We start from the raw sequence: 25,836 nt of genomic DNA, 5'->3' as shown, positions 1-25,836 counted from the left end.
GCGGGGCCCGGGGCCGATGCCCCGGGCCCCTTGCCCGTTCCCCCTACTCCTCCCCCGCCAGCGTCAGCGCGCGCAGCTTCCGCACCGCGAACCACGTGGCGCCCGCCGTCACGCCCGCCAGCAGCACCAGGGCCGCGGGGAGCCCGACGTCCGAGGAGACCGCGCCGTCCGCGCCGATCCTCTGCGCCAGCGCCAGCGCCCACTGCTGGACGCTGAGCGTCCGAGCGCCCGGGATGAGACTGCCGAACAGCGACTCCCACACGAGCGCGTAGACGAGCCCGGCGACGACCGCGTGCCGGGTGACCGTGCCCAGGAAGAGGAAGATCGCGCTGTAGGCGACGGAGGCCACCACGGCGGCCGCGGCGTAGGCGGTGGCGATCTGCTGGCTGTTGCCGTTGAGCAGATAGCCGGCCATGAGCGTGGGGAGCGCCGAGAAGGCGACGCTGACGCCTATCGCGACGGCGAGCTTGGTGAGGACGATGTCGGCCCGCCTGACGGGCTTGGAGAGCAGGTAGACGACCGAACCGTCGTCGATCTCCGGCCCGATGGCGCCCGTGCCGGCGATGACGCCGATCAGCGGCACCATCGTGGCCATCGCGAAGCCGCCCAGGACGTGGGTGGCCGTCTCGTCGTCCGCGCCCGTCAGCATGCGGACGGCGGCCGAGACGACGAGCAGGATCACCGGCAGCGTGAAGAGGATGACGGCGCGGCGGCGGCCGAGCAGCCCGCGGTAGGTGAGCCGGGCGACGGTGGTGTTGAACATGACGCTGGGCTCCTTTCAGGCCGCGACGAGGTAGGAGAAGACCGATTCCAGGGACTCGTCGGAGGGCGAGACGGTCAGGAGCCGGATGCCGTGCGCGCGGGCCACGCGCGGCAGGAGTTCGGTGAAGCGGCCGAAGTCGACGGCCTGGATGCGCAGCGCGCCCTCCTGGACGTCCATCTCGATGCCGGAAGTCGACGGGTCGGCGATGAGCGCGGCGGCGAGTGCCCGGTCGTCGCTGGAGCGCACCAGGTAGCGGTGCGGGCGGTCCGTCATCAGGCGGCGGATCTTGCGGAAGTCGCCGGAGGCGGCGTGCCGTCCGGCGACGACGACCTCGATGTGGGCGGCGAGCTGCTCGACCTCCTCCAGGATGTGTGAGGAGAACAGCACCGTGCGGCCCTCGGCGCCCATGGCCCGCAGGAGGTCCATCAGCTGCATCCGCTGGCGCGGGTCCATGCCGTTGAAGGGCTCGTCGAGGAGCAGCACGGAGGGCTGATGGACGAGGGCGGAGGCCATCTTGACGCGCTGCCGCATGCCCTTGCTGTACGTGGCGATCTTGCGGTCCTGTGCGTACTCCATCTCGACCGTGGCCAGGGCGCGTTGAGCCTCGGCGGCACCGAGCCCGTGCAGCTCGGCGTTGGCCTGGACGAACTCGCGGCCGGTCAGGAAGTCGTACATCGCCTCGCGCTCGGGGACGATGCCGATGTGGCGGTAGACCTGCTCGTTCCGCCAGATCGGCTGCCCGTCGAGGGTGACGGTGCCGGTGGAGGGGGCGAGGAAGCCGCCCATCATGTTGATGAGGGTGGACTTCCCGGCGCCGTTGGGGCCGAGGAGGCCGGTGACGCCCGGGCCGACGGTCATGGTGACGTCGTTGACGGCGACGACGTTGCCGAACCAGCGGGAGACGTTGTCGATGCGGATGGTGGTCACTAGAGGCCGACCTTTCGGTAGCGGCGCATCAGCGCCCCGTACGAGCCGGCGATGACCGCGGCGAGGACGAGCAGGTAGACGACGCCGGCGGTGGTGCCGGGGCCGTGGCCGCCGGGGAAGGCGGACGTCGCGCCGAGGAACGCCGACTGCACGCCGTCGATGAGCGTGATGGGCGAGAAGAGGCCGAGCCAGCCGATGATCCGGGTGTCGTCCTGCTGGAGGGCGATGCCCTGGATGGTGCTCACCACGCCGTAGGAGATGGTCAGCACGGCGATGACGGCGGCGACGCCGAAGCCGCGGCGCGGGGTGAGCGCGGCGACGACCAGTCCGACGCCGGCGAAGAGCAGGGAGAGCAGGGCCACGGAAACCAGTCCTTGGGCGAACCCCTTCGTCTGCTCCGCGAAGTCGAGCTTGGCGAGCAGGGCGCCGATGTAGAGGATCAGCAGGGGCGAGGCGGTGAGGACGAACAGGGCGGAGACCATCGCGGCGAACTTCGCCGCGACGTAGTCGACGCGCTCGATGGGGCGCGAGAAGTACAGCGGCACCGTCCGGAAGCGCAGGTCGCGCGAGACGGACTGCGGGGCCTGCGCGGCCAGGAAGATGCCGATGACCACCTGCATGATGATCGCGTAACGGGTGTAGTCCACCGGGAGCTTGCTGAGCTTGGCGGTGACCGAGACAGCCACCATGATCAGCGCGGGGATGCACATCACGCCGAAGAGGATCATCGGCAGCACCTTGGACTTCGCCGAGCGGCCGAGGCCGTACGCGCCGCGCAGGCTCTGCGAGAAGAGCGAGCGGCGGGCGTAGGAGCGGCCCAGGCGGGCGCCGGTGTAGTTGCGGTAGCCGATGTTGTGGATGACGTCCTGGGTGCCGCCCTGGGCGCGGCCCGGCGTCGTCATGGTCTCAGGCGGCATGGGCGTCGCCCCTCTCGTGTGCGCTGCCGGGGCTCTGGAAGACCTCCGCGATGCGGTGCCGGCGCTGCTCCATGCGGACCAGGCCGAGGCCGAGCCCGGCGACCGCGTCGCGCACGGCGTCGTAGGTGTCCTCGCCGGTGACGTCGACGAGCAGGACGTGGCCGGAGCCGGCCGCCGCGAACCCGGCCGTCTGGCCCACGGGCTGGACGGCGAGCCCGGCCGCGGCGAGCGCGGCGGCCAGCGCCGCGGTGCCGTCCGGGTGGGTGTCGGAGTCCGTGACCTCGACCGCGAGGGAGCCGGTGTCCTGGGTGAAGTCGCTGGTCGAGGAGGACCGCAGCAGCTTGCCGCCGTCGATGACCACGACGTGGTCGCAGGTGCGCTCCAGCTCGCCGAGCAGGTGTGACGTGACCAGGACCGAGATCCCGAAGTCGGTGTGGACGCGCCGGATCAGGGCGAGCATCTCGTCCCGGCCGACGGGGTCGAGGCCGTTGGTGGGCTCGTCCAGGAGCACCAGGCGGGGGTCGTGTACCAGCGCCTGGGCCAGCTTGACCCGCTGCTTCATTCCGGTGGAGTAACCGCCCATGGGGCGGTACCGCTCCTCGTAGAGCCCCACGTGGCGCAGGGTGTCCGCGGTCCGCTCGCGGGCGGCGGTGGGCGGCAGGCCGGACATGCGCGCCATGTGCACGACGAACTCCGTCGCCGACACGTCGGGCGGCAGGCAGTCGTGCTCGGGCATGTAGCCGACCTGCTCGCGGATCCTCGCGCCCTCGGTGGCCACGTCCAGGCCGAGCACGGCGGCGCGGCCCTCGCTGGCCGGGGAGAGGCCGAGAAGGATCTTGATCAGCGTGGACTTGCCCGCTCCGTTGGCACCCACCAGACCGGTGACTCCGGGGGTGATGTCGACGGAGAGCCGGTCCAGGGCGGTCACCCGGGGGAACCGCTTGCTGAGACTTTCGGTAGCGATCACAGTCACGCCTTCGACGGTAGTTGCGCGTCCCATGACAGTCGTCAGACCAGATGGCTGGTTGTGTGTAGTCCTCGGGTCTGACACCCCCGTAAGGGCACCCCGCAGGGGAGGACGAACTCGGGAGGACGAACTCTTGACGCAGCCGTCGATCATTGTCACATTCATTGCTGTCAACTTGGGGATGTGGCCCAGAGGTTGGCTTTCACCTGGTTTCTCCTGATGGTCGGAGGCGGCATGGCAGGCGCGGGGACCGGTCCGGGGACCGACGGCGAACTGCGCGGGTTCCGGGAGGTGCAGCGGCTCGCCTACGACTGCGCGGAAGCGGTCGCCGCGCAGCTCGCACCCGGCGTGACCGAGCGCGAGGCGGCACGGATGCAGCGGGACTGGCTCCGCGGGCACGGGGTGCGGGACTGGTTCCACCTGCCCTTCGCCTGGTTCGGCGACCGCACGGCCTTCACGGGCTTCCGGATACCGCTCCAGTTCTTCCCCACCGGACGGAGGCTCGAGCCGGGGATGCCGTTCATCCTCGACATGGCCCCCGTGCACCGGGGCTTCACCGCCGACATCGGCTACTCGGGGAGCCTCGGCCCCAACCCGCTGCACGACCGGCTCATGACGGACCTCGCGGACCACAGGGACCTGATCCTCCGCGAGGTGCGCGAGCGCCGCCCGCTGCGGGAGATCTACGAGGACGTGGAACGGCTCATGGTGCGCCAGGGCTACGTCAACCGGCACCGCGCGTATCCCTTCGGTGTCATCGCCCACAAGGTGGGGCGAGCCCGGGAGCGCCGCTGGTCGCCCCACCTCTTCGGGTTCGGCACCCAGGCCCTCAAGGGGCTGGCCTCCGATGCCCTGCGCGGCCACCGCGAGGGCTGGTCGCCGCTGTGGAGCCCGCACCGCTTCTCCGACCACCCGCCGCAGCCAGGGCTGTGGGCGGTGGAGCCCCACCTGGGCTTCCGCGGCACGGGCGCGAAGTTCGAGGAGCTGCTGGTGGTGACCGACTCCCGGGACCCCGAGGAGAGCGCGTTCTGGCTGGACGACGACCTGCCGCACGTGCGGCGCAGACAGCAGCACCGGCAGAGGGAGAAGGAGATCGCATGAGCACGGGCGGCACGGGGATCGAGGGCGCCCGCGAGCGCCGGGTCCGGACGGGCGGGATCGAGCTGTGCGTGGCCGAGCTGGGCGACACCGCGAACCCCACGGTGCTGCTGCTGCACGGCTACCCGGACACCAAGGAGGTCTGGGCCGAGGTGGCCCGGCGGCTGGCGGACCGCTTCCACGTGGTCCTCTACGACGTGCGCGGCCACGGCCGCTCCACGGCGCCCCGCCCGCTGCGCGGCGGCTTCACCCTGGAGAAGCTGACGGACGACTTCCTGGCGGTGGCTGACGCGGTGAGCCCTGACGCCCCGGTCCACCTGATCGGCCACGACTGGGGGTCGGTGCAGGGCTGGGAGTTCGTCACGGTCGGGCGCACCGAGGGCCGCGTCGCCTCGTTCACCTCCGTTTCCGGGCCTTCGCTCGACCACTTCGGGCACTGGATCAAGCAGCGGATGGCCCGGCCCACACCACGCCGGGTGGCCCAGCTCCTCGGCCAGGGCACCCGCTCCTGGTACGTGTACGCGCTGCACACCCCCGCTCTGCCGGAGGCCTTCTGGCGCGGTCCGCTCGGCAGACGGTGGCCGACCATGGTGGAGCGGTCGGAGAAGCTGCCCCGCAGGGCTCCCGGCCTCCCCGGCGGCTACCCGACGGCTTCCCTGCCGGACGACGCCGCGCACGGCGCCTGGCTCTACCGCGACAACGTACGGGCCAGGATGCGCAACCCCCGCACGGACGCCTACGCCCATGTGCCCGTGCAGCTGATCACCCCCACCGGCGACGTCTTCCTGTCCGAGCGGCTCTACGACGACCTGGAGCGCTGGGCCCCGCAGCTGCTGCGGCGGACCCTGTCCGCCAAGCACTGGGTGCCGAGGACCCGGCCCGACCAACTGGCTTCCTGGATCACGGAGTTCGTCACTACCCAGGAGGCCGCGCGGCAGGAGGGCATCCCCGCGCGCACCGCCGCGGGCACCGGTCGGCACGCGCCGTGGTTCGGCGGCCGGCTGGTCCTGGTGACCGGTGCGGGCAGCGGCATCGGCCGGGCGACCGCGTTCGCCTTCGCAGAGGCCGGGGCGCGGGTCGTGGCGGTCGACCGGGATGCGGAGAGCGCGGCGCGCACGGCCGAGCTGGCCCGGCTCATCGGTGCGGCGGACGCCTGGGGCGAGTGCTGCGACGTCTCTGACGAGCAGGCGATGGAGAAGCTGGCCGCCCGCGTGGCCGCCGAGTACGGCGTGGTCGACGTGCTGGTCAACAATGCGGGCATCGGCGTGTCGGGCACGTTCATGGACACCACCGTCGAGGACTGGCGCAACGTCCTCGACGTCAATCTGTGGGGCGTCCTGCACGGGTGCCGGATCTTCGGCAGGCAGATGGCCGAGCGCGGGCAGGGCGGCCACATCGTCAACACCGCGTCCGCTGCCGCGTTCCAGCCCTCCAAGGCGCTGACCGCCTACAGCACCTCCAAGGCGGCCGTGCTGATGCTGAGCGAGTGCCTGCGCGCCGAACTCGCCGAACGGGGCATCGGGGTCAGCGCGATCTGCCCCGGCATCGTCAACACCGGGATCACCGCCACCACCCGGTTCACGGGCGTCCCGGAGGAGGAAGAGCAGCGCCGCCGCGACCGGGCGGTGCGGCTGTACGGCAAGCGCAACTACCCGCCGGAGAAGGTCGCCGAGGCGATCCTGGACGCCGTGGTCAACGACCGGGCCGTGGTGCCGGTGACCCCCGAGGCGCACGTCATGCGCTTCGTATCCCGCTTCGCTCCCCGGCTGACGCGCGCCCTCGCCCGGACCGACCTCCCGTTGTAAGCCGCCGCCGCGCGCGGAGCGGAATCCGCACGGCGAAGAGGAGTACCCATGAACCACGAGTACAGGACCGACGAGCACAGGTCTGATGAACACAAGCCCGATGAACACAAGCCTGATGGACGCAAGTCCGACGAGTACAAGAGCCAAGGGAAACGCCGCCCCCAGGATCACGAACACCGAATAGCCCCCCGCCGCGTGTCGTTCGACTGGGACGAGACGCCCCTGCACTGGATACCGGGCGAGCCCGTCGCCACCCATGTCATCAACGTCCTGCACCTCCTGCTGCCTGCCGGGGAGCGGTGGTTCGTCAAGGTCTTCAAACAGGCCCTTCCGCTCGTCACCGACGAGGCCCTGCGGAAGGACGTCAAGGGCTTCATGGGGCAGGAGGCCACCCACAGCGTCCAGCACTCCTATGTGCTGACCCACCTCGCCGAACAGGGCCTCGGCACCGCCCCCTACATCCGGCACGTGGAGTTCCTCTTCGACGTGCTGCTCGGCGAGCAGCCCCCGTTCGGTCTGCCCCTGACCGAACGCGAGTGGCTGCGCTTCCGGCTGTCCCTGATCGCCGCGATCGAACAGTTCACGGCCGTGCTGGGCAACTGGGTGCTGCACGCCGAGGGCCTCGACCGTGCCGACCCCGACCCCGTGATGCTCGACCTGCTCCGCTGGCACGGGGCCGAGGAGGTCGAACACCGCGCGGTGGCCTTCGACATGTACGAACACTGCGGCGGCGACGATCCGGGGCGCTACGCCCGCCGCGTCCTCGGCATGGCGGTCACGGCCCCGGTGCTGGTGTACCTGTGGGCCTGGGGCACGGCCTATCTGCTCCGGCACGACCCCTGGCCGGCGGGCCGGCTGCGCTACTCGCTGCGCGAGCACAACCGGGCCGTGGCGAAGGGCCTCCTGCCCACCTGGCGCGAGCTGGGCTCGGCCGTACCGCGCTACCTCCGGCGGTCGTACCATCCTTCGCAGGAGGGGTCGCTGCGAAAAGCCGTCGACTACCTGGCGACCTCGCCCGCGGCGCGCGCCGCGGCGGGCGCCCTGGGCCGCGCGGCCATCTCGTAAGGAGCGACCTTGTCCGACACCCTGCCCGGCGCCAGGCCCGGCTCCCCTCCCCCCGTCGAGTACCGGATCGAGGACCTGGCCCACCACAGCGGCGCCACGGTCCGCACGATCCGCGCCTACCAGGACCGCGGGCTGCTGCCGAAGCCGGAGCGGCGCGGCCGGGCCAACGTCTACCGGGAGACCCACCTCGCCCGGCTCCGCCAGATCGCCGGCCTCCTGGACCGCGGCTACACCCTGGCCAGCATCAAGGAGCTGCTGGACGCCTGGGACACCGGCCGCGGCCTCGGCGGGGTGCTGGGCCTGGTCGCCGAGGTCGACGGGCCGTGGACCGACGAGCAGTCCGGCCGCATCACCCGTGCCGAGCTGGACGTGAAGTTCGGCGGCACCTCGGACGACGAGGCGGTCGAGGACGCCGTGGAACTCGGCATACTCGTGCGCCTGCCCACCTCGCCGGAGGCATTCCTCGTGCCCAGCCCGCAGGAACTGGCCGTCGCCGCGGAACTCCACGCCGCCGGGGTGCCGCTCCCCGCCATCTCAGCCCACCTGCGCGAACTCCGCGCCCAGGTGGAACACATCGCCGCCCGCTTCCTCGACTTCACCACCGAACACGTCTTCCATCAGTACTTCGACCATCCCCCCACCGACGAGGAGGCCGCGGAGGCCGCCTCACTGGTACGCCGGCTGCGCCCGCTCGCCCAGCAGACCGTCGACGCCGAACTGGCCCGCGCCATGCGCACGCTGGCCACGCGCTACCTCCGCCAGCACCTGGGCGAGGCCGTGGACCTGCCCCCCGGGGAATCCCCGGCACCCGCCCTCGAGCACGTGGCGCTTCCCACCGGAACGGTCCGGGCCGTCCGGGAGCTGGTCGGCCCCGAGCACACCGGGGCGTTCATCACGGCGGCCGCCGAGCGCGAGGTCCGGGCCCGCACCATGGACGGGCTCGTGGCCCGGCGCTGAGAGCGGGGCTCCTCAGCGGCTCCTCAGCGGTCGGCCAGCCAGTTGCCGTGGAAGCCGTAGGGCACGCGCTGCGGCAGATGTATGACGGCAACCGGCGGCGCCGCGAGGTCACCGGCGTCGAGTATGACGAGGTCGCTCCTGTCCGTGGCGGCGTCATAGACGTAGGTCAGCAGCCATCCGGGGCCGCCGGGCCTGTCGTCGGCGGGGGCGAAGGCCGCCTCGGCGGGCGTCCGGCCGGGCCCGAACACATGGCGGGCGACGGAGCCCGTCTCCAGGTCGTAGCGGATCAGCTCGCCGGGCACGGGACCCGTATTCGGCTGCTCCGCGACCGTGACATGGCCGTGGCGGGCCGCATGCCCGGCCAGCCGGTCGTCGATGCGCGGGAACTCGCAGGGCCGGTCATCGAGTTGTTCCTCGGTCACGGTGCCCCTGGTCAGGTTCAGGGTCCAGCGCCACAGCGAGGGGAGTGCCGGGCCCAGCTCGCTGCCGCCGTAGAAGTGCGGGTAGCGGATGACGTGGAGCACGATGCGCTCGCCATTGGCATCGCTCTCGTCGTAGGCGTTGAGGGCGTGGAAGACGTAGCAGGGCTCTATCGGCAACCACCGGACTTCGCCGAAGGGGTCGTCGCGCCGCAGCACGCCCAGCCGCGCGCCGTAGTCGGGATCCCATGCGTACGGCATCCCACCCTGGCGCTCCGGGTCGAAGACGACGGGCAGGTCCATGAAGACGACGTGGCCGGCGGTGAGATGGAAGTCGTGCATCATCGTGTGCGCGGGGACGTCGATGGGCCTGCTGACGGTCAACTCCCCGTTGGCGTCCGCCCGGTGGTAGGTCAGGTAGGGCGGAGTGAGCCCACCGTATCCGAAGAAGTGCAGCTCGCCCGTGGCGGGACAGGTCTTGGGGTGGGCGGTCATCGGCATGGCCAGCCTCCCGGCGAAGTCGTACGGCCCGACCGTCTCCAGCTCGCGGCCGGACCGGAGGTCCAGCTCGTACGGCAGGGACGACTCGACCAGCGCGAGCGTGCGCCCCGCGTGCCGGACCACATGGGTGTTGGCACGCGCCGCGGTGAGGTCGCGGTTGCCCTCGTCGTCGTATGCACGGGCGCCGTGCGTGAACGTCGTCGTACGGACCCAGCGATTGCGGTAGGCCGTGGCGCGACCGCCCTCGAGGCGGACCCCGTGGACCATGCCGTCGCCGAAGAACCAGTGCTCGGAGGCGGCGTCGTGCGGGTTGGGCCCGTTGCGCAGGTACCAGCCGCTGAGTTCGGGCGGGACGGCTCCGGTGACCGGGAGTTCGTACGCGGTCAGTTCCTCGGTGACGGGAGCGAAGTTTCCGGCGAGGTGGCCGGGTGTGGCTGTCATCGGACCTCTACCTCCTGCGGTGCTTCGGGGACTTGGATTCGGTGGTTTCGGCGGCTCTGCGCTACCGGTCGGCCTGGGCCATACGGGCGCGGACGCGGTCGGGGTAACGGGAGGTGAAGGCGGCGGGCAGTACGAACCCCGCGACCTGGACCGGTACGGAGACCCCGCTGCCGAGGTGCGCCACGGAGACCGCGCCCAGGGCCGCGGCAGTCAGCGTGAAGGCGGCGGCCCACACCGAGGTGATCACCACGTTGGTGCGGCGGAAGACGGGGTGGTTCCAGACCTCGGGCGGCGCCTGGCGCTTGGCGATTCCGGTGGTGAAGGGCCGGCCGATGAGCAGCGTGCCCCAGGCGGTGAGGGCGAGCCAGCCGAGCGACATCGCGCCGTTGTAGCCACGCAGCCCGCTGTGCGGAAGGGCGAAGGCCACGGCCGCGAGGGCGGCGAAGTAGACGACCGTGCTGCACTCCAGGATCAGCGACTCGGCGGAAACCCCCGCCGAGCGGTCCTTGATCAGCAGCGCGATGGCTATGACGAGCGCGGTCACCGCGCCCCACTGCCAGCCGACCGAGGACACGATCGCGAAGGCGATCCAGGGGAGGAAACCGCGCAGGTAACTCATGAGATGCCTCCTCGGCAATCGGTCGGTGTTCTCCGGTCGGCCGCCCCGACCGCCGCGCCGACATTCCAACTGTGACATGTCGAAGTTAGAAGGTTCAGCATTGACGTGTCAAGAGTGGAATGTAGAGTGGGGGCATGAGCCTGAGACACGCGATGCTGGGCCTGCTGGCCGAGCGCCCCGCCAGCGGATACGACCTGATGAAGGTGTTCGAGTCCTCGCTGGCCAACGTCTGGTCGGCCACTCAGAGCCAGGTCTACGGAGAGCTGGGCAAGCTCACCAAGGCCGGGCTGCTCGAGGTCACCGCGGAGGGCCCGCGCGGCCGCAAGGAGTACGCGATCACCGAGGAGGGCCTGGCCGAGCTGCGTCGCTGGCTCTCCGAGACCCGGCCGGAGTTCGTGCGGCGCAGCGAGGCCATGCTGCGCGTCTTCTTCCTCGACCTCCTCACCCCGCTGGAGGCGGTCACCTACCTCACCACCGAGGCCGAGCGCGCCGCGGGCCGACGCGCCGCGCTGCAGGAGGTGGAGAAGAGCGTCGAGTGGGACGACCACCCGCTGTCGTCCAACGGCCGTCTGGCCCTGGAGTACGGCCTACGCGTCACGGCCATGTACGAGGAGTGGGCCCGCTGGGCCGCCGAGCAGGTCGCGGCCAGGGGCACGGCCCAGGGCACGGAGGGGTCCGAGGACCGCGCGCAGGACCGGCAGGAGAGCTGACGGTCCGCCTCTGTGCCCCCTGGCTCAACGGCGCTGTCCGCCCAGGCCCGGCGCTCCCCAGACCGGGAACCAGCGGCTCAGGTCCTCCTCGATCCGCAGGTCGTCCCCCAGCAGGGCCCGCACCTGCAGTTCAAGCCCGTTGTCCCGCTTGTCCCCACCGCCCGGCAGCGGTGCGAACGGATAAAAGGTGCCGCGCTTGTAGAGGTAGACGAGCGCCAGCGAGCGCCGGTGCTCCCTGTCCTGGAAGCCCATCAACGAACAGAGCAGCTGAGGGCCGAAGCCGCCGTCCTGGAGCAGGGTGTTCACCGCGTGCATGTCGTTGACCAGGGCCGCCGTGTCGTCCGCGGGCTGCCGGGCGAGCAGCCAGGTGTAGCCGTAGGAGTCCCGGCTGAACTCCACGGGCAGCCCGCCCCGCTCCGTGTCCGCGTCCAGCAGGGCCCGTACGTCCTGCTGGAGCCGGTCGAACGCGCCGCCCTCCACGCTCGCGAAGCACACCGAGCCGAGGCCCGTCGGCCCGAGGCCGGCGCCCGCCTGGAGAGTGAGCGCCGCGGACGGCAGGGCGAAGAGCTGATCGAGGTCCGGGCGCACCGGCTTGGTGCGGCCGAGGATGATGTCCAGGAGGCGGCCCATCATGCGCGCCCCAGCTGTGCCGCTATCCGGCCCAGCTGCTCCAGGCGCTGCTCCAGCGTCGGGTGCGACGACAGCAGCCTGTTCACGCTGTCCTTGGAGAAGGCGGGCGCGAAGTAGAAGGCGTTGAACGGCTCCGCCTGCCGCAGGTCGCGCGTCGGAATCCGCGCCATCTGCCCGGTGACCTTGGTCAGCGCCGACGCCAGCGCCGAGGGCCGGCCCGTCAGGAGCGCGGCCGCGCGGTCGGCGGACAGCTCGCGGTAGCGGGAGAGCATCCGGGTGAGGAGGAAGCTGATCGCATAGACCACCGCGCTGATCAGCGGAATCAGCACCACCAGCACGGCGGTGCTGCTGTCCCGCCCGCCGATGCGGCGCAGCCCGCCCCACAGCCCCACCCGGGTGATGATCCCGGCCAGCACACCCAGGAAGGAGGCGATCGTCATCACCGCGACGTCCCGGTGGGCGACGTGGGACAGCTCGTGGGCCAGCACGCCCTCCAGCTCCTCGGGCTCCAGTCTCCGCAGCAGCCCGGTCGTGGCGCACACCACGGAGTTCCGCTGGTTGCGGCCGGTCGCGAAGGCGTTCGGCACATCGGTGTCGGCGATCGCCACCCGCGGCTTCGGCATGTCGGCCAGCGCGCACAGCCGGTCGACGGCGCCGTGCAGCTCCGGCGCCTCCTCCGGAGTCACCTCGCGGGCTCCCATGCCGAAGGCCGCGATCCGGTCGCTGAACCAGAACTGGGCGACGAACAAGCCGCCCGCGAGCACCAGGATGATCGGCCACGCCCCGCGCAGCAGGGCCACCAGCACGCCCACGAAGACCACGTAGAGCAGCCCGATGAAGAACATCGTGCTCACCATGCGGGTGGTCAGCCCCCGGTCGGGGGTGAATCGGGTGCCTTGCACGGTGCACCTCCAAGGCTCTGCGGACCGGCCCGTGCCCCAGTAGCTGCCTCTGTCCCGATTCTCCCTCGCCGCCCGTCGTCCCGGAGTAAAAGTCCGGCAAGCCCCGGATAGACCCGGCCCAAGACCCGGCCGAAGACCCAGCTGCCGGAGATCCGGACCGGCGCGGTCCCCACCCTGACCGCCGCCGCGGCGGCCACCGAGCGCCTGCGCCTGGGCACCCTCGTGACCTCGGTCAAGCCTCGTTCACCCATCACGGTCTGACCGTAGGTGGGGGTGCACGGCCACTGGGCGTGCGAGTCTCTTCGATGTTCGGGGCCGGCTCCGCCCGGCGGCGCGGGCGGAGCGGGGCTGCCGTTCAGGAGGAGAGGCGGTTCAGAGCTGCGGTGGCGATGCCTTCGACGTCGGTGGGCTGGCTGTTGAGCTCGACGATGGCGACCTTGGTGCCGCTGCGCAGGACCGCGGCCCCGCCGCTGACGCTGCCGTCGCCGTTGTAGGACGGGTACCAGTGGGCGGTGCCGCCGGTGACGGTCAGGGTGTGGGCCGCGCCGTAGTACCAGTGGCCGGCGGGCTCGTCCTGGCAGTCCTCAACGAGCGCGACGAGCTGCTTCTCCCAGGTGTCGGCCGCGGTCCCGGTGGGGGCGCTCGCGGCCGACTCGGTCAGCATGCGGTGGTTGTCGAAGGTCCAGTTCACGGACGCGTACGCGGTGGCCTTGTCCTTGGTCAGGTCGCGCATCGTCGTCTCGCCGGAGCACGCGGACAGCCCCTGGCGTCCGGTCAGCTCAATGGTCGCGCCGACCGGGTTCATGCCCTTCTGGAAGTCCTCGCTCTGGACGAGGTGGGCGGAGCCGAGTCCGGGCGCGGCGACCGCGGTGCGGTGCGGTGCGTTGTGCGCGGCCCCGTCGGCGGTGGCCGACTGGGCGCCGACGACGCCGGCCGTGATCAGTGCGGCGGCGAAGCAGGCCGCGGCGGCGACCCGGTTGCGGCGAACGGACTTCTGCTGGACGGTCTGGTTCTCGGTCATCTGGTCCCCCTACTGGTCGGGACGCCTGCTGCGTCCTCGTACAACCGGGGAGATTCCGCCGGAGGAGGAAAAGTTGGAGCCCTGACCGGCTGTTTCACAGCTGTGACAGAGCGGTCCTGACGACGCGGTCCATCGCGGCCGTCCCCAGGCAGGCATCGACCTCCAGCACCCCGTAGTGGCTGCCGCTGCGCAGCACGGCGATGCCGCCGCAGGGCTCCTTGCCCTCGGGCGCTCTGCCGGTGGTGTTGAGCGATCCCTGGTAGACGCCCATCCAGCGCGCGGTGACGTCCGGGGCGAGCTGCAGCGTCGTGGTCTTTCCGTAGACCCAGTGCCCTGGCGTTTCCTCCTGGCAGGGCACCTGCTCCAGCAGCAGGCGTTCGCTGTAGTTCTGCGCCAGGGAAGGGCTCCGGGCGTCGGCGGCGACCTCGCGGGCGACCTGGCCGCCTCTGTCGCCGCTGTCGCCGGCCACGGTGGGGTCGTCCGGGCTGGTGCGGGGGCTGGTCATCAGTCCGCGGAAGTGGGCACCGGGCCCGCCCAGGGTCTGCTTGAAGGTCTTCTCGCCGGAGCAGGCCGCGTTGGCGTAAGACCCGTCGCCGTACCGGTCGATGACGTGGATCCGCCCGATGCCGACGTCCGGGCTGAACGCCGCGGGTTCCAGCAGGTTCGCGGTCGTCACCGGCCCGGTCGCACCGGTCGGCGAGGCGGAGCCGGAGGCCGAGGGCGCGGGCGTCGGGACGGACCCGCCCGGCGTCGCGAGAGCGGACGCGCCCTGGGATGCTCCGCCGACCGCGGCACCCGACCGCGCTGCCGGGTGCGCGGTAGCGCCGGGGGGCGGTGGCAGGACGAATCGGCCGGTCGCCAGCCCGAGCGCGGCGGCTGCCACCAAGGCGGCAGCGGCGGACCGGAGCCGGACGACGGCGTGGCCGCCGCCCGCCGCGGGACCACCGTTCACAGACTGGTGACCAGGCGCTCGCGCATGAAGCGGCGAGCCTGGTGGATACGGTCCTTGACCGTGCCCAACGGGGCGCCCAGTACCTCGGCCACCTGGACGTAGGTCAGGTCGCCCAGGTCGCGCAGCACGAAGGACTCCACCAGGGTGGGGTGCTGCTGCTCCAGCGCGGCCAGCGCCTCCATCAGGTCGAGCCGGGTTCCGGCGATGACGCTGGTGGTGCGCGGGTCGACGGACTCGGGGAGGTCGGCGTGGCTGTCCTCGGCGCGCCGGCACATCGAGCGGTAGGTGGACCGGGCGGCGTTCGAGGCGATCACCGTCACCCAGCCCAGGAAGGAGCCGCGGCCGCCGTACTCGCCCAGGTGCGTGCTGATGGACAGTAGCGCGTCCTGCGCTGCCTCCTCCGCGTCGGCGTGGTGGGGCAGGAAGCGCGAGCAGCGGCGCAGCACCACCGGCCGCAGCTTGGCCAGCAGGTACTCCATCGACCCCGGGTCCCCCGCCTGAGCAGCCGCCACGAGCCGTTCCAGCTCGCCTTCCTCGAACACCCGGATCCCCCGTTTCGTCCCGCCTGGCACCCCACCCCGTCGAACGGGAGTTCCACACTCCCCCCGACTCCGGCAGAATGCTGCCACATGCGCAAGCTCGGCCGTTACCTCCTCCTGGAGCGGCTCGGAGCCGGCTCCTTCGCCACGGTCTGGAAGGCCTACGATCCGGAGCTCGACACCGAGGTCGCGGTGAAGGTGCTGGCCGAGAACTGGGCCGCGAACGCCGATGTGCGCGAGCGGTTCCTGGCGGAGGCGAGGCTGCTGCGCCGGATCGCCAGCCCGCGGGTGGTCCGGGTGCACGACGTCGGGGTGCAGGAGGACCGGCCCTACTTCGTCATGGACTACGTACGCGGCGGCACCCTGGCGGACCGGGTCGGGCAGTGCGACCCGCAGGAGGCGCTGCGACTGGCCGCGGAGGCGGGCTACGCGGTCCAGGTCCTGCACGAGGCGGGCGTGGTGCACCGCGACGTCAAGCCGTCCAACCTGCTGCTCGCCACCGGCTCTGCGCCCGCCGCGGTGCTGGTGGCGGATCTGGGCAGCGCGAAGCAACTGGCCGACGCATCCGGGCTGACGGTGACCACGGGCACGCCCGCGTACATGGCACCGGAACAGGCCTTCCAGACCGGCGGGTTCGACGGGAGGGCCGACGTGTACGCGCTGGCCGTCGTGGCCTACGAGCTGCTGACCGGGCAGAAGCCGTTCGGCCCGGGCGGACGCGCCACGGCCATGATGACCGACCAGCCGACCGCCTCGACGCTGCCGGCGCTCCCAGCCGGAACGGAGCTCCCACCGAACGTCGCCCTGTTGCTACGGACCGCGATGTCCGTCGAGCCGGCGGACCGACCGCCGACCGCCCAGGCCTTCGCAGACGCGCTGCTGGCTCCGGTCCCGCAGTCCCAGCCCCTGGAAGGCCCCGGGTGGCTGACCCCGCGCGCGGTCTGTCTGGCGTCGGGCACGGTGTTCACGGCGACGACCCTGCTGAGCTGGCTGCAGCGTTGAATCCGACAGGGGGCGGTCCGCACCGGCGGTCGTGTCCTGGAGAGGAACCCGGCCGCAAACGAGTGAAGGATCCTGACCGCTGACGGCTACCGTAGGGTCGGCGGTATGCGACTGAGCACGGTGATCCTGCCCATCCACCGGTGGGGCGAGGGACAGAAGATCTGGCGGCGGGCCGAGGATCTCGGGTTCCACGCCGCGTACACCTATGACCACCTCTCCTGGCGGTCGTTCCGGGACGGGCCGTGGTTCGGTGCGGTCCCCACCCTGACCGCCGCCGCGGCGGCCACCGAGCGCCTGCGCCTGGGCACCCTCGTGACCTCGCCCAACTTCCGGCACCCGGTGACCCTGGCCAAGGACCTGATGTCCCTCGACGACATCTCCGGCGGCCGGATCACCCTCGGAATCGGTGCCGGGACCAATGGCTTCGACGCGACCGCACTCGGCCAGGAGCCCTGGACGCCGCGCGAACGGGCCGACCGCTTCGCGGAGTTCGTCATGCTGCTGGACCGCCTGCTCACCGAGGGCGACGTCAGCCACGAGGGCGACTTCTACTCGGCGAACGAGGCCCGGAACCTCCCCGGCTGCGTCCAGCGGCCCCGCCTCCCCTTCGCGGTCGCGGCCACCGGGCCGCGCGGGCTGAAGCTGGCCGCACGGTACGGCCAGGCGTGGGTGACCACGGGCGACCCCAAGCTCTTCGAGACCGGCACGCCCGAGGAGTCCCGCGCGGCGATCCGCGGGCAGCTCGAGAAGCTGGAGGCGGCCTGCGCGGCAGCCGGCCGGGACGCCGCCGACCTGGACAAGGTCCTGCTCACCGGCTTCACCCCGGACCGGAACCGCCCGCTGGAGTCCCTCGACGCGTTCGTCGACTTCGCGGGGAAGCACTTCGAGCTGGGCTTCACCGAGATCGTCATCCACGCCCCGATCCCGGACTCGGATTTCGCGGCCGACGAGAAGGTCTTCGAGCGCATCGCGACGGAGGCCCTCGGCCAGCTGCGCCCGGGGCGCTGACGAGCCCGGCGGGCCGCCGCACGGCCGTCCGGCGCGCTCCGCAGGGAACGGCCGGAAGAGCCCGAACAGCCCGAACGGCCGGAACAGCTGCAGGCACCCTGCGCTCGGGCCGGCAGTGAGGCCGGATACAGGCGCACGTTTGTACGCCCGTCTCCGGCCCGTGGTCGAGAATGGAAGGGTGACTTCAGCTATCGAGCAGCCCGAGACACCGGCCACCGGCCGGCCAGCCGCCACTCCCCGGCTGATCGCCACCGACCTCGACGGCACCCTGCTGCGCGACGACAAGACCGTCTCCGAGCGCACCGTCGCGGCCCTGGCGGCGGCCGAGGAGGCCGGCATCGAGGTCTTCTTCGTCACCGGCCGCCCGGCACGCTGGATGGACATCGTCGCCGACCACGTGCACGGCCACGGCCTGGCGATCTGCGCCAACGGCGCCGTCGTCGCCGACCTCCACGACGGGGGCCGGTTCATCGAGGTCCGCCCGCTGGCGCCCGCCGCCGCCCTCGCCATCGTCCACGCGGTGCGCGCCGCCGCCCCCGGCGCCGCGTTCGCCGTCGAGCGCACCACGGGCTTCCACTACGAGCCGCAGTACCCGCCCTTCCAGCCCGACCCCGACTCGGTGACCGCACCCGCCGAGGAACTGCTGGACGGCGAGCACGCGGCGGGCGCCGGGCCCATCGTCAAGCTGCTCGCCTTCCACGACGTGCTCGCCCCGGACGAGTTCCTGGAGGTGGCCCGCACGGCGGCCGGCGAGCACGGCTCCTTCACCCGGTCCAGCCCCACGGCGCTGCTGGAGATCAGCGGCCCGGGCGTCAGCAAGGCCAGCACCCTCGCCCAGTGGTGCGCCGACCGCGGCATCACGCGCGACGAGGTGGTGGCCTTCGGCGACATGCCCAACGACCTGGAGATGCTCGGCTGGGCAGGCACCTCGTACGCCATGGCCAACGCGCACCCCGAGGTGCTGGCCGCCACCACGCACCGCACCGCCGGCAACAACGAGGACGGCGTCGCAATGATCATCGAGCAGATCCTACGCGCCCTGCCGTAGCGCCGTCGCGCGGCCGGTCCCGGCATTACAGCCGTACGCCGTGCGTGCGCAGCCACTCCACCGGCTCGACCGCCGAGCCGAACTCCGGGGTCCGGCGGATCTCGAAGTGCAGGTGCGGGCCGGTGGAGTTGCCCGTGGTCCCGGACAGCCCGATCCACTCGCCCGCGCGCACCTGCCGTCCCGGCGCCGTCAGCGGCGCCGCGAGGTGTGCGTACTGCGAGTACCAGCCGTTCTCGTGCCGGACGACCACGCTGATGCCGAAGGGGCCGCCGCACCCCGCCGCCACCACCGTCCCGGCACCCACCGCGCGGACGGGCGAACCCGCGGGGGCGGCGAAGTCCTGCCCGGTGTGGCCGCCGGTCCAGTGCGCTCCGGTGCCGCCGAAACCGGCGGACAGCTCGTACGACACCAGCGGGCGCGTCCAGCCGCCCGGGGAGATCCCCGCCGTGCGGTCCGCGACGCTCTGCCCCTCCCGGAGGTCGCCCAGGTCGCCCAGGTCGACGGGCTCGCAGTGCCCGCTGCGGACGGCGGCCGCGGCCATGCCGTTCAGCTCGCCGCGCGCGCCCGCCAACCGGGCCTCCAGCGCGTGCTCGTCGGAGCGCAGCCGTGCGACGTCCGCCGCGAGGGCGCGCGAGGCGGCGGCGGTCGAGCGCTCGTCCGCCGCCAGCGTGCGGCTCGTGTCGTCGGTCTCGGCCAGCATCCGGCCCAGCCGCTCCCGCCGACCGGTGTCGTCCGCCTGCAGCTCCAGCAGCTCGAAGGGGTCGTCGGAGACCGCCGGGCTGCCCATGGCGGTGAATCCGCCGGTCCGGTACTGCGCCCGTGCGACGGCTCCCGCGTCCTCGTGGAGCACCCCGGCCACCACCTGCTGTCCGCGCAGCTGCCGGTGCAGGCGCTCGGCCTGCTCCTTCCGCTCCTCGGCCGCCCGCAGCCCGCGCTCGTACCGCTGCTGCACCCGCCCCGTCTCCCGGGAGAGCCACAGCACCTCGGAACTGACGTGCGCGAGCCGCCTCTGCGCCCGGACAGCGGCGGAGGGCTCGGCAACGAGAAGAGGTGACACCACCGCACACAGCGCGCACAGCGCACAGAACGCCGCTCCACCGCGCCGGTGCGCCCGGCGCCCGCGCGGGAGCGGACGGCCCGGACGACAACCTGTACGACGAGCTGAACGACGGTCCGAACATCGCAACGTATGTCGCATGGAGGCGAGCCTGGCGCGCGCCGCGCCCCCGCGCGCCCAGGGGCAGCCGTTCGGAGGAAAAGATGCGGCTGGACGGTCGAGAACGCCACCCCGGCGCCACAGACGCGGCGGCCGCTACAGAGGCGCCTCCCACACCACCTTCGTACCGCCCCCGTCCGCGCCGATCCCCGGCCCGTACGAGCTGGAGCCGCCGAGCGACTCGGCCCGTTTGGCGAGGTTCCGCAGCCCGCTGCGGCGGCCCCCCTCCGGAATGCCGACGCCGTCGTCGGCGACGGTCAGCCGGACGCCCTCCCGCCCGTCCGGGAGGACGACCGTCGCGTCGACCAGGACCTCGATGCGGGAGGCCCGGGCGTGCCGGAAGGCGTTGGAGAGCGCCTCGCGGAGGGCTGCGATGAGGTTCTTGCCGGTGCGTTCGCCGACCTTGGCGTCGACCGGCCCGATGAAGCTCGCGGAGGGCTGGAAGCCGAGCGGCACGGCGGCCGTGCCCAGCTCCCGCAGGACGCGCGTCCGCAGCCCCGCGGGCGCCTCCGTGGGCTCCTGCTGAAGCGCGAAGATGGCCGTCCGGATCTCCTGGATAGTCGCGTCCAGTTCGTCGACCGCCTGCCCCATCTTCGTCCGCACCTCCGGCACGACGGCCAGTCGCTGGGCGCTCTCCAGCAGCAGCCCGGTCGCGAACAGCCGCTGGATGACGAGGTCGTGGAGGTCCCGGGCGATCCGGTCGCGGTCCTCGAAGACGGCGAGCCGCTCCCGGTCGCGCTGGGCCTCGGCCAGGACGAGCGCGAGGGCGGCCTGCGCCGCGAACTGCGTGGCCAGGGTGCGCTCGGTCGCGGTGTACTTGCGCGCACCGCGCCGCCGGGGGATGGCCAGCGTGCCCAGCACGCGGTCACCGCTCTTCAGGGGCAGCAGCATGCTCGGGCCGAAGCGCGGGGCCACTTCGGTGATCATGCGGGGGTCGGTGGCGGAGTCGTCGATGAACACCGGTTCACCGGCCAGCAGCCGGTCGACGACCGGACTGTGCGGCGGTATCACCGTCCCCAGCAGCCCCGCGGGATCCTCGGCGGAGACGGCCACCATCTCCAACCCGCCCTCGCCGTCGGGCAGCAGCACGATTCCGGCCGCCGAGTCCGCAAGTCTGCGGGCCTGTTCGGCGACGACCGAGAGCGCGTCCTCGGCGTCGCTGCCCGACAGCAGGGCCGTGGTGACGGCCACCGAACCGTCGATCCAGCGCATGCGCCGGCCGCGTTCCTCGTGCACGCGCGCATTGCCGATCGCGATGCCCGCCTCCGTCGCGAGGATCTTCATCATGTGCAGGTCCGCGATGCCGAACTCGCCCCCGCCGCGCTTCTCGGTGAGGTAGAGGTTGCCGAAGATCTCACCGCCGACGCGGATCGGCACGCTCAGCGCGTGCCGGCCGTCCGGGAAGGCGGCCACGTCCTCGTACTCCTCCTCGGCCGTGCCGTAGGTGATGAAGTCCGACAGCCCCTCGCCGCCGGGGTCGACGACGCCGATGGCGGCGTACGTCGCGTCGGCCAGCTCGGCGGCGGTGCGGGCGATCCGGTCGAGGGTGGTGTGCAGCTCCAGCCCGGTGCCGACCGAGCGCATGGCCTCCAGGAGCTGTGGCACGCGGCCGGTCAGCTCGGTGGAGAGGCCTTGGAGACTGCGCGTGGCCTCCGTGGCGGCGTCCAGCGAGTGCATGGGGCCCGAGGCGGCCGTGGGGTCCTGTGGGGCGGAGGAGCCTGCCGTGGCTGACATGCGTCGAGCCTAATAAGTACCTTTTGCCGTGGAAAGGGTTTTGCGGCCGGTGTCCGCGGCACCTGCCTGGGCCGGCAGCTCCAGGTCGGCCGCGGCCTCCCGCTCCAGCATCCCGCGGAACGGCCCGGGAGCGCTCGCCAGCTCTCCGTACGCCCCTCTCTGCACCACCCGCCCCCGCTCCAGCACGATTACTTCGTCGACTTCGGCCAACGCTGTGAGCCGGTGTGTGATCAGTACGGTGGTACGGCCCTCGGTGGCCCTCAGCAGGTCGGCGGTCAGCGCGTCGGCCGTGGCGAGGTCGAGGTGCTCGGCAGGCTCGTCCAGCACCAGCACGGGGAAGTCCGCGAGCAGCGCCCGGGCCAGGGCCAGCCGCTGCCGCTGACCACCGGACATGCGCGCCCCGTGCTCGCCGACCAGCGTGTCCAGCCCCTGCGGCAGCCCGTCCACCCACTCCAGGAGACGGGCGGCGCGCAGGGCACCGCGCAGCTCCTCGTCCGCCGCGCCCGGGCGGGCCAGACGCAGGTTCTCCCGCAGCGAGCTGTCGAAGATGTGCGCGTCCTGGGCGCACAGCCCCACCAGCCGCCGCACCGCGTCGCCGTCCATCCCGGCCGCGTCCTCGCCACCGAGCGTGTACGAGCCCGACTCGGCGTCCACGAACCGCAACAGCGCCTGCGCGAGCGTGGTCTTGCCCGATCCCGACGCCCCCACCACGGCGACCCGGCGCCCCGCCGTCAGCTCCAGCCCGACCCCGTCCAGGGCCGCTGCCGGACGCCCCGCGTACCGCACCGTCAGGTCCGTCACCCGCAGCGGGAACGGCGACTCCGGCGCGGGCCGCGAACCGTCCCGTACGGGCAGGGGCGCGTCCAGCACCTCGTACACCCGCTCCGCCGAGCGCCGGACACGCTGCCGGTACTGCACCGCGAGCGGAATTCCTGCCACCGCCTCGAAGGCGGCGAGCGGCAGGAGCACCACCACCGCCAGCCACACGCCCCCGAGCCGGCCGTCGTGCACGGCCCCGACCCCCGCCCGGGCCGTCGCGGCCACGGTCAGCCCGCAGGCCAGGGCCGACAGCCCGGCGCCGAGCGCCGTGGCCGCGGCGGCGCGCCGGGCGATCCCGGTGAGCGCGGCGTCGGTCCGGCGCAGCCGCGCCAGCCTCGCGGGCAGCGCACCGGCGACCGTCAGCTCGGCCGTACCCGCCAGCAGTTCGACCACATGAGCCGACAACTCCCCGCGCACCGGCGCCAGTTGCCGCTCCGCACGCCGCGCGAACGCCGCCGACAGCACGGCCGCACCCGGCCCCGCGATCAACAGCCCTACGGCCAGGGCCGCGCCCGCCTCCGGCACCAGCCAGGCGGTGAAGCCCACCGAGGCCGCACCGACGAGCACGGCCGAGCCGAGCGGCAGCAGCCAGCGCAGGAAGTAGTCCTGAAGCGCGTCCACGTCGGCGACCAGGCGGGAGAGCAGATCACCGCGGCGGACGTCCCGCAGCCCGGCCGGGGCGAGCCGCTCCAGCCGGCGGTAGACCGACACCCGCAGCCCGGCCAGGACGCGCAGCACGGCATCGTGCGAGACCAGGCGCTCGGCATAGCGGAAGACGGAACGACCGATGCCGAAGGCCCGCGTGGCGGTGACGGCGACCATCAGGTACAGCACGGGGGGCTGCTGCGAGGCCCGCGAGATGAGCCACCCGGAAACGGCCATCAGCCCGACGGCACTCCCCAGGGCCAGCGCGCCCAGCAGCAGCGAGAGGGCGAACCGGGACCACCACGGACGCCCCGCGGCCCGCACGCGGGCCAGCACCCCCGCGCTGCGCCCGGCGGCAGAACCGCCCGCCTGCCCGGCACTCGGAACGTCATGGGGCACGTTCGCGGCAGCAGCTTGCACTTCCGGGTGAACGGGCGGGAGTGAGGGAGGAACACCCGGCCCGGAGGGCCTGGGCGCCCCCAGCCGCACCACCCGGTCCGCCACGGCGAGCAGCGCCGGGCGATGCACCACCAGCACCACGGTGCGCCCGGCCGCCAGCCGCCGCACGGCCGCCACCACGGCGGCCTCGGTCTCCCCGTCGAGATTCGCCGTCGGCTCGTCGAGCAGCAGCACCGGCCGGTCGGCCAGGAACGCCCGGGCCAGGGCGAGCCGTTGCCGCTGCCCGGCGGAGAGCCCGCTTCCGTCCTCGCCGAGGCGAGTGTCAGTGCCGTGCGGCAGCATGGAGACGAACTCGAGCGCCCCGGCAGCCCGCAGTGCCTCCCGCACCTGTGCGTCCGTGGCGTCCGGCCGGGCCAGCCGTACGTTCTCGGCGACCGTCCCGGTGAAGAGATGGGGCCGTTGCGGGACCCAGGCCAGCTGGTCCCGCCAGCTTTCGGGGGAGAGCGATGACAGATCCGTGCCACCGACCGACACCCGCCCGCTCGTGGGCCGTTCGAGGCCCAGCAGCACGTTCAGCAGGGTCGACTTCCCGGCCCCGCTGGGCCCGGTCACCGCGACCGTCTCGCCCGCCCGCACCTCGAAGGAGGTCTCGGCGAGGGACGGCCCGGTCCGGCCCGCGTGCCGCACCACCAGCCGGTCCACGGTGAGCGCCGCGCTCCGGGCGTCCGGGGCCGGGAGCGTGCCCGCGGGGGCGGGCTCGGTCTCCAGCACCGCGAAGACCTCGTCGGCGGCCGCCAGCCCCTCGGCCGCCGCGTGGTACTGCGCGCCCACCTGGCGCAGCGGCAGATAGGCCTCGGGCGCGAGGACGAGCACCATCAGGCCCGTGTACAGGTCGAGTTCACCGTGCACGAGCCGCATGCCGATGCCGACGGCCACGAGCGCGACCGACACGGTCGACAGCAGCTCCAGCGCGAAGGAGGAGAGGAAGGCCAGCCGAAGAGTCCGCAGCGTGGCCCGCCGGTAGTCGGCGGTGATGGCGCGGATCGACTCGGCCTGCGCCTTGGCCCGGCCGAAGACCTTGAGCGTGGGCAGTCCGGCGACGACGTCGAGGAAGTGCCCGGAGAGCCGGGACAGCAGCCGCCACTGCCGGTCCATCCGGGACTGGGTGGCCCAGCCGATGAGGGCCATGAAGAGGGGGACGAGGGGAAGGGTGAGGACGATGACGAGCGCCGAGAGCCAGTCGGCGGAGACGATACGGGCGAGGACGGCGACGGGCACCACGGCCGCCAGCCCGAGTTGGGGCAGATAGCGGGCGAAGTAGCCGTCCAGCGCGTCCACTCCGCGCGTGGCGAGGCCGGTCAGCTCACCGGTGCCGCGCGCGCCGGGCCCGAGCCGCACGGCGTGCGCCAGCAGCCGGGTGCGCAGCTGGGACTTGACCGCCGCGCTCGCGCGGTGCGCGGCCAGCTCGGTGAGCCAGGACACCGCCGCCCGGCCCACGGCCACGGCGGCCAGCAGCGCCAGGGGCACGGCCAGGCCGGCGGTGGTGCGCCCGTCCTGGAAGGCCCCGGTCACCACCTCGGCGATCAGCATCGCCTGGGCGACGACCAGGGCCGCCCCCGCCAGCCCCAGGGCGACGGAGGCGGCCAGGAAGAAGCGGGTTGCGGAGGCGTACCTCAGCAGCCGGGGGTCGACGGGCTTCACCGGGCTGTCCTCGCCGTCCTCAGTGCGCGGCCGGGATGTGCTGGGTGCCGATCCGCTTGCGGAACACCCAGTAGGTCCAGGCCTGGTAGGCCAGGATCAGGGGGGTCATGAAGCCCGCGACCCAGGTCATGATCCTCAGCGTGTAGGGGCTGGAGGCCGAGTCGGCCACGGTGAGGCTCCACGCCGGGTCGGTCGAGGAGGGCATCACGTCGGGGAAGAGCGCGAGGAACACCATGGCGAAGGCGGCCGCGACCGCCGCTCCCGACAGGGCGAACGCCCAGCCCTCACGCCCGGCCCGGTTGAGGGCGAGCGCCACGAGCAGGGCCGCCACCGCGACGACCGTCGCGGGCAGGCTGCGGCCGTTGCCGGAGTCCGCCTGCGTCCAGGACAGGAAGCCGGCGGCGAGCACGAGGGCCGCCAGGCCGTACCAGGTGGCGTGGGCCCGGGCCCGGTGGCGGATGTCGCCGGCGGTCTTGAGCGCGGCGAACACCGCGCCGTGGAAGGTGAAGAGCACGAGGGTGAAGAGGCCGCCCAGCAGGGCGTAGGGGTGCAGCAGGTCCAGCACGCTGCCGGTGAAGTTCTTGTCCGCCCCGATCGGCACCCCGCGCACCATGTTGGCGAAGGCGACACCCCAGAGGAAGGCGGGGATCAGCGAGCACCAGAAGATCGCGCGCTCCCAGTTCCGCTGCCAGCGCTCCTCACTGCGCTTGTGGCGGTACTCGAAGGCGACGCCACGCACGATCAGGCAGCCGAGGATCACGAGCAACGGCAGGTAGAAACCGCTGAAGAGGGTGGCGTACCAGTCGGGGAAGGCGGCGAAGGTGGCACCGGCCGCGGTGATCAGCCAGACCTCGTTGCCGTCCCAGACGGGGCCGATCGTGTTGATCAGCACACGGCGTTCGGTGCGGTCCCTGGCCAGCGTCCTGGTCAGGACGCCGATGCCGAAGTCGAAGCCCTCGAGGAAGAAGTAGCCGATCCACAGGACGGCGATGAGCAGGAACCAGAAGTCGTGGAGGTGCATGGTCGGGTTC

General features: G+C 72.6%; 23 protein-coding genes and 1 pseudogene. 9 read left to right on the top strand and 15 right to left on the bottom strand.

From position 1 onward, the window contains the following. Nucleotides 1-43 precede the first annotated feature (43 nt). From AC1Z4A_RS15950 to AC1Z4A_RS15935, 4 genes are read right to left on the bottom strand one after another with little or no spacing between them, the layout of a single operon-like run. A complete protein-coding gene (locus AC1Z4A_RS15950) occupies nucleotides 44-763 on the bottom strand; it encodes an ABC transporter permease (RefSeq protein WP_483679529.1) in 720 nt (239 codons plus the stop codon). 15 nt (nucleotides 764-778) lie between these two features. Then, entirely contained in the window at nucleotides 779-1,690 is a 912-nt protein-coding gene (locus AC1Z4A_RS15945; protein ID WP_483679527.1) for an ABC transporter ATP-binding protein, read from the bottom strand. Beyond that, nucleotides 1,690-2,607, bottom strand: coding sequence for an ABC transporter permease subunit (locus AC1Z4A_RS15940; RefSeq protein ID WP_483679525.1), 918 nt, complete (start codon nucleotides 2,605-2,607; stop codon nucleotides 1,690-1,692). Before AC1Z4A_RS15940 ends, AC1Z4A_RS15945 begins: the two co-directional genes overlap by 1 nt. After that, complete coding sequence (locus tag AC1Z4A_RS15935; protein ID WP_483679523.1) at nucleotides 2,597-3,607, bottom strand: ABC transporter ATP-binding protein; 1,011 nt, start codon at nucleotides 3,605-3,607, stop codon at nucleotides 2,597-2,599. The genes AC1Z4A_RS15940 and AC1Z4A_RS15935 overlap by 11 nt, the downstream gene beginning before the upstream one ends. Nucleotides 3,608-3,808: 201 nt before the next feature. Between AC1Z4A_RS15935 and AC1Z4A_RS15930 the strand changes: the two genes are divergently transcribed. The 4 genes from AC1Z4A_RS15930 to AC1Z4A_RS15915 all read left to right on the top strand — a co-directional run bounded on the left by AC1Z4A_RS15930 (nucleotide 3,809) and on the right by AC1Z4A_RS15915 (nucleotide 8,499). After that, nucleotides 3,809-4,675: a M24 family metallopeptidase gene (locus tag AC1Z4A_RS15930; RefSeq protein WP_483679521.1), complete on the top strand. Its 867-nt coding sequence runs from the start codon at nucleotides 3,809-3,811 to the stop codon at nucleotides 4,673-4,675. Beyond that, complete coding sequence (locus AC1Z4A_RS15925) at nucleotides 4,672-6,477, top strand: SDR family oxidoreductase (RefSeq protein ID WP_483679519.1); 1,806 nt, start codon at nucleotides 4,672-4,674, stop codon at nucleotides 6,475-6,477. Before AC1Z4A_RS15930 ends, AC1Z4A_RS15925 begins: the two co-directional genes overlap by 4 nt. Before the next feature lie 195 nt (nucleotides 6,478-6,672). Then, nucleotides 6,673-7,542, top strand: a complete 870-nt coding sequence (locus AC1Z4A_RS15920; RefSeq protein WP_483679517.1) for a metal-dependent hydrolase — start codon at nucleotides 6,673-6,675, stop codon at nucleotides 7,540-7,542. Between the two features lie 9 nt (nucleotides 7,543-7,551). Then, nucleotides 7,552-8,499: a MerR family transcriptional regulator gene (locus AC1Z4A_RS15915; protein ID WP_483679515.1), complete on the top strand. Its 948-nt coding sequence runs from the start codon at nucleotides 7,552-7,554 to the stop codon at nucleotides 8,497-8,499. Between the two features lie 23 nt (nucleotides 8,500-8,522). Here AC1Z4A_RS15915 and AC1Z4A_RS15910 read toward each other — a convergent pair whose 3' ends face one another. Together AC1Z4A_RS15910 and AC1Z4A_RS15905 are read right to left on the bottom strand one after the other, a co-directional pair. Beyond that, nucleotides 8,523-9,860: a carotenoid oxygenase family protein gene (locus AC1Z4A_RS15910; RefSeq protein ID WP_483679514.1), complete on the bottom strand. Its 1,338-nt coding sequence runs from the start codon at nucleotides 9,858-9,860 to the stop codon at nucleotides 8,523-8,525. Between the two features lie 61 nt (nucleotides 9,861-9,921). Next, the gene (locus AC1Z4A_RS15905; RefSeq protein WP_483679512.1) at nucleotides 9,922-10,479 is read right to left on the bottom strand and encodes a hypothetical protein; all 558 of its coding nucleotides are present in this window, start codon (nucleotides 10,477-10,479) and stop codon (nucleotides 9,922-9,924) included. Nucleotides 10,480-10,613: 134 nt separating this feature from the next. Between AC1Z4A_RS15905 and AC1Z4A_RS15900 the strand changes: the two genes are divergently transcribed. Then, on the top strand, nucleotides 10,614-11,189 hold the full coding sequence (locus AC1Z4A_RS15900) for a PadR family transcriptional regulator (RefSeq protein WP_483679510.1): 576 nt from the start codon (nucleotides 10,614-10,616) through the stop codon (nucleotides 11,187-11,189). 24 nt (nucleotides 11,190-11,213) lie between these two features. Here AC1Z4A_RS15900 and pspAB read toward each other — a convergent pair whose 3' ends face one another. Next, entirely contained in the window at nucleotides 11,214-11,819 is a 606-nt protein-coding gene (gene pspAB / locus AC1Z4A_RS15895) for a PspA-associated protein PspAB (RefSeq protein WP_483683609.1), read from the bottom strand. Continuing rightward, complete coding sequence (gene htpX / locus AC1Z4A_RS15890; protein WP_483679509.1) at nucleotides 11,819-12,721, bottom strand: zinc metalloprotease HtpX; 903 nt, start codon at nucleotides 12,719-12,721, stop codon at nucleotides 11,819-11,821. Before htpX ends, pspAB begins: the two co-directional genes overlap by 1 nt. Nucleotides 12,722-12,880: 159 nt before the next feature. Here htpX and AC1Z4A_RS15885 point away from each other — a divergent pair. After that, nucleotides 12,881-12,979 (top strand): annotated as a pseudogene (locus AC1Z4A_RS15885) (LLM class flavin-dependent oxidoreductase); the annotation flags it as partial. Nucleotides 12,980-13,076: 97 nt separating this feature from the next. Here AC1Z4A_RS15885 and AC1Z4A_RS15880 read toward each other — a convergent pair. From AC1Z4A_RS15880 to AC1Z4A_RS15870, 3 genes are all read right to left on the bottom strand, one after another. Beyond that, nucleotides 13,077-13,742: a hypothetical protein gene (locus AC1Z4A_RS15880; protein WP_483679508.1), complete on the bottom strand. Its 666-nt coding sequence runs from the start codon at nucleotides 13,740-13,742 to the stop codon at nucleotides 13,077-13,079. 94 nt (nucleotides 13,743-13,836) lie between these two features. Beyond that, the gene (locus tag AC1Z4A_RS15875) at nucleotides 13,837-14,694 is read right to left on the bottom strand and encodes a hypothetical protein (protein WP_483679507.1); all 858 of its coding nucleotides are present in this window, start codon (nucleotides 14,692-14,694) and stop codon (nucleotides 13,837-13,839) included. Further along, a complete protein-coding gene (locus AC1Z4A_RS15870; protein ID WP_483679506.1) occupies nucleotides 14,691-15,236 on the bottom strand; it encodes an RNA polymerase sigma factor in 546 nt (181 codons plus the stop codon). Before AC1Z4A_RS15870 ends, AC1Z4A_RS15875 begins: the two co-directional genes overlap by 4 nt. An 87-nt stretch (nucleotides 15,237-15,323) precedes the next feature. Between AC1Z4A_RS15870 and AC1Z4A_RS15865 the strand changes: the two genes are divergently transcribed. The 3 genes from AC1Z4A_RS15865 (at nucleotide 15,324) to AC1Z4A_RS15855 (ending at nucleotide 18,291) form a co-directional block, all read left to right on the top strand. Continuing rightward, nucleotides 15,324-16,235: a serine/threonine-protein kinase gene (locus AC1Z4A_RS15865; protein WP_483679505.1), complete on the top strand. Its 912-nt coding sequence runs from the start codon at nucleotides 15,324-15,326 to the stop codon at nucleotides 16,233-16,235. Between the two features lie 105 nt (nucleotides 16,236-16,340). Continuing rightward, nucleotides 16,341-17,243 carry an LLM class flavin-dependent oxidoreductase gene (locus AC1Z4A_RS15860; RefSeq protein WP_483679504.1) on the top strand — a complete coding sequence of 301 codons (903 nt, stop codon included), beginning with the start codon at nucleotides 16,341-16,343 and terminating at the stop codon, nucleotides 17,241-17,243. Between the two features lie 178 nt (nucleotides 17,244-17,421). Beyond that, a complete protein-coding gene (locus tag AC1Z4A_RS15855) occupies nucleotides 17,422-18,291 on the top strand; it encodes a Cof-type HAD-IIB family hydrolase (RefSeq protein ID WP_483679503.1) in 870 nt (289 codons plus the stop codon). A 25-nt stretch (nucleotides 18,292-18,316) separates the two neighbouring features. Here the strand turns inward: AC1Z4A_RS15855 and AC1Z4A_RS15850 are convergent, their stop codons facing one another. From AC1Z4A_RS15850 to cydB, 4 genes are all read right to left on the bottom strand, one after another. Then, nucleotides 18,317-19,351: a M23 family metallopeptidase gene (locus AC1Z4A_RS15850; RefSeq protein ID WP_483679502.1), complete on the bottom strand. Its 1,035-nt coding sequence runs from the start codon at nucleotides 19,349-19,351 to the stop codon at nucleotides 18,317-18,319. A gap of 252 nt (nucleotides 19,352-19,603) precedes the next feature. After that, nucleotides 19,604-21,241: a GAF domain-containing sensor histidine kinase gene (locus tag AC1Z4A_RS15845; RefSeq protein WP_483679500.1), complete on the bottom strand. Its 1,638-nt coding sequence runs from the start codon at nucleotides 21,239-21,241 to the stop codon at nucleotides 19,604-19,606. 9 nt (nucleotides 21,242-21,250) lie between these two features. After that, nucleotides 21,251-24,805: a thiol reductant ABC exporter subunit CydD gene (gene cydD, locus AC1Z4A_RS15840; RefSeq protein ID WP_483679498.1), complete on the bottom strand. Its 3,555-nt coding sequence runs from the start codon at nucleotides 24,803-24,805 to the stop codon at nucleotides 21,251-21,253. A 19-nt stretch (nucleotides 24,806-24,824) separates the two neighbouring features. After that, nucleotides 24,825-25,826 (bottom strand): cytochrome d ubiquinol oxidase subunit II, encoded by a 1,002-nt coding sequence (cydB, locus tag AC1Z4A_RS15835; protein ID WP_483679496.1) that lies wholly within the window; start codon nucleotides 25,824-25,826, stop codon nucleotides 24,825-24,827. Between the last annotated feature and the right edge of the window lie 10 nt (nucleotides 25,827-25,836).

The sequence above is a fragment of the Streptomyces sp. 17_S59 genome (assembly GCF_056930295.1).
This window is presented reverse-complemented; position numbering and strand designations above follow the sequence as displayed.

What these genes read in the sequence shown, in the direction of transcription:
- AC1Z4A_RS15845 (WP_483679500.1), bottom strand. Translation starts at nt 21,241, where the DNA reads ATGTCAGCCACGGCAGGCTCCTCCGCCCCACAGGACCCCACGGCCGCC.
- AC1Z4A_RS15865 (WP_483679505.1), top strand. Translation starts at nt 15,324, where the DNA reads ATGCGCAAGCTCGGCCGTTACCTCCTCCTGGAGCGGCTCGGAGCCGGC.
- AC1Z4A_RS15930 (WP_483679521.1), top strand. Translation starts at nt 3,809, where the DNA reads ATGGCAGGCGCGGGGACCGGTCCGGGGACCGACGGCGAACTGCGCGGG.
- AC1Z4A_RS15940 (WP_483679525.1), bottom strand. Translation starts at nt 2,607, where the DNA reads ATGCCGCCTGAGACCATGACGACGCCGGGCCGCGCCCAGGGCGGCACC.
- AC1Z4A_RS15925 (WP_483679519.1), top strand. Translation starts at nt 4,672, where the DNA reads ATGAGCACGGGCGGCACGGGGATCGAGGGCGCCCGCGAGCGCCGGGTC.
- AC1Z4A_RS15950 (WP_483679529.1), bottom strand. Translation starts at nt 763, where the DNA reads ATGTTCAACACCACCGTCGCCCGGCTCACCTACCGCGGGCTGCTCGGC.
- cydB (WP_483679496.1), bottom strand. Translation starts at nt 25,826, where the DNA reads ATGCACCTCCACGACTTCTGGTTCCTGCTCATCGCCGTCCTGTGGATC.
- AC1Z4A_RS15905 (WP_483679512.1), bottom strand. Translation starts at nt 10,479, where the DNA reads ATGAGTTACCTGCGCGGTTTCCTCCCCTGGATCGCCTTCGCGATCGTG.
- AC1Z4A_RS15880 (WP_483679508.1), bottom strand. Translation starts at nt 13,742, where the DNA reads ATGACCGAGAACCAGACCGTCCAGCAGAAGTCCGTTCGCCGCAACCGG.
- AC1Z4A_RS15910 (WP_483679514.1), bottom strand. Translation starts at nt 9,860, where the DNA reads ATGACAGCCACACCCGGCCACCTCGCCGGAAACTTCGCTCCCGTCACC.
- AC1Z4A_RS15900 (WP_483679510.1), top strand. Translation starts at nt 10,614, where the DNA reads ATGAGCCTGAGACACGCGATGCTGGGCCTGCTGGCCGAGCGCCCCGCC.
- AC1Z4A_RS15860 (WP_483679504.1), top strand. Translation starts at nt 16,341, where the DNA reads ATGCGACTGAGCACGGTGATCCTGCCCATCCACCGGTGGGGCGAGGGA.
- pspAB (WP_483683609.1), bottom strand. Translation starts at nt 11,819, where the DNA reads ATGGGCCGCCTCCTGGACATCATCCTCGGCCGCACCAAGCCGGTGCGC.
- AC1Z4A_RS15935 (WP_483679523.1), bottom strand. Translation starts at nt 3,607, where the DNA reads ATGGGACGCGCAACTACCGTCGAAGGCGTGACTGTGATCGCTACCGAA.